2 protein-coding genes are annotated in these 1,795 nt (G+C 58.8%); both read left to right on the top strand.

What is annotated here, in order from left to right; translation table 11 throughout:
- A partial coding sequence (locus WCA53_RS03910) for an HlyD family secretion protein (protein ID WP_423905654.1) occupies positions 1-476 on the top strand: 476 nt, incomplete at its 5' end.
- Between the two features lie 161 nt (positions 477-637).
- Positions 638-1,663 (top strand): LLM class flavin-dependent oxidoreductase, encoded by a 1,026-nt coding sequence (locus tag WCA53_RS03905; RefSeq protein WP_423905652.1) that lies wholly within the window; start codon positions 638-640, stop codon positions 1,661-1,663.
- Positions 1,664-1,795: the final 132 nt, after the last annotated feature.

Below are 1,795 nucleotides of genomic sequence, written 5' to 3'. Positions count from 1 at the left end.
TCGACGGCGTGTGGGTCAATGCGAACTTCAAGGAAGTGCAGCTGCGCCGGATGCGCATCGGTGAGCCGGTCACGATGACGGCGGATGTCTACGGTTCGAGCGTCAAGTACCACGGAAAAGTGATCGGTTTCTCGGCCGGCACGGGCAGCGCGTTCGCGACGTTGCCGCCGCAGAACGCGACCGGCAACTGGATCAAGATCGTGCAGCGCTTGCCGGTGCGTATCGCGCTCGACCCGAAGGAGCTGGCGGCGCATCCGCTCCGCATTGGGTTGTCGATGGTCGTCGACGCCGACACGCGCGACGACTCCGGCACGCAGCTCGCCGCTGCGGTCAACACGACTTATCGCACCAATGTGTTTGCGCAGTACGGCGAAGAATCCGATGCGGAGATCGCGAAGATTATCGAGCAGAACGAGGTAGCGACACGCGCGAAGACTGCACAGACGGCTGAGGCGAGGCTGGCGATGAATAATTGAGCGGGCGCACCGCGGCTGTCATGAGCCGCGGTCAACTTCCGTTCCCGTATCCACATTGATGCATGGATCCGGACCGGCCTCCCGCAGCAAGACCCGGTGACTACGGCGACAGCTTAGATAGGACACCGAGTCATAGGATATTGAATCTTCAAGGACTCGAGATGCAGATTGGACTTTATACGCTTTCAGACCTGTCCTCCGTTGGTAACAATGGTCAACGAGTCGATGCACATACCCGGATCAAAGAGACCATCGCGGTGGCGAAACTCGCGGAGCAAGCCGGCCTGGACATCTTTGGGGTTGGGGAACATCACCGACTCGATTTTGCCGTATCGGCGCCGACTGTCGTTCTCGCCGCCATCGCCGCTTCGACGAGCACCATTCGCCTGACCAGCGCCGTCACGGTTCTCAGCACGGCTGATCCAGTGCGGGTTTATGAAGAATTCGCAACGCTTGATCTGGTCTCAAGCGGCCGCGCTGAAATCATTGCAGGGCGCGGGGTCTTCAGTGAGCCGTTCCCCCTGTTTGGCTGCGACCTTCAAGATTACGACGCATTGTTCGACGAAAAGCTGGCGCTTTTTGACCTGCTAAATAAGTCCGAGCGCGTTACCTGGAAGGGTCGCTTCCGGGCGCCCTTGAATAACGCAGAGATTGCGCCGCGCGCTCTGCAACCTACGATTCCGCTCTGGATCGGGGTAGGCGGCTCTCCGGACAGTGCGATGCGTGCCGCCCGCCTGGGCTTGCCCATGGCACTTGCCGTGCTGGGCGGCCCCTATAGCAGAGTGGCCCAACTAACGGCACTCTATCGCGCCGTTGGACAAGAAGCGGGGCACGCCCAAACGCTGCGAGTCGCCGTCAATGGACATCTTCAGATTGCCGAGTCGTCACAGGCGGCTCGCGACGACTTTTATCCTCACTATAGTCAATACTGGCTCGAATCAAGCCCTGGAAAGTTCCCCGGGCCAAGAATCTCGCGCGAGGATTTCAATCGATCAATTACGAAGGACAGCGGGCCGTTTGTCGGAAGTCCGGCCGAGATTATTGACAAAATTTCCCTGCTTCATGAATTGACCGGGATGGACAGGCTCGTCGCTCAAATTGATATCGGAGGAGTGCCATTTAAGAAAATCGCTGCGATGATCGAACTTCTTGCAGAGAAAGTTATCCCCGTTATTCGCAAACTATAATCATTGCAGAATGATTGCGCGGGCGAGGAAGTCGAGCGCGGCGAACAGATCGGCAGGATCGCGACCGAGCGCATCCCGACCGGGCTTGATACCCAAGTCGAGCGCCGAGCGGGCGCTGGCGAATCTCCCGAC

Source organism: Caballeronia sp. (genome assembly GCF_049581465.1).
Classification (GTDB): Bacteria; Pseudomonadota; Gammaproteobacteria; order Burkholderiales; family Burkholderiaceae; genus Caballeronia.
Note: the sequence above shows the minus strand (reverse complement) of the source record. Positions and strands in the feature narration are given on the sequence as shown.

Bases quoted from the DNA above. Each gene is read 5' to 3' on its own strand.
- WCA53_RS03905 (WP_423905652.1), top strand. From the start codon at position 638: ATGCAGATTGGACTTTATACGCTTTCAGACCTGTCCTCCGTTGGTAAC.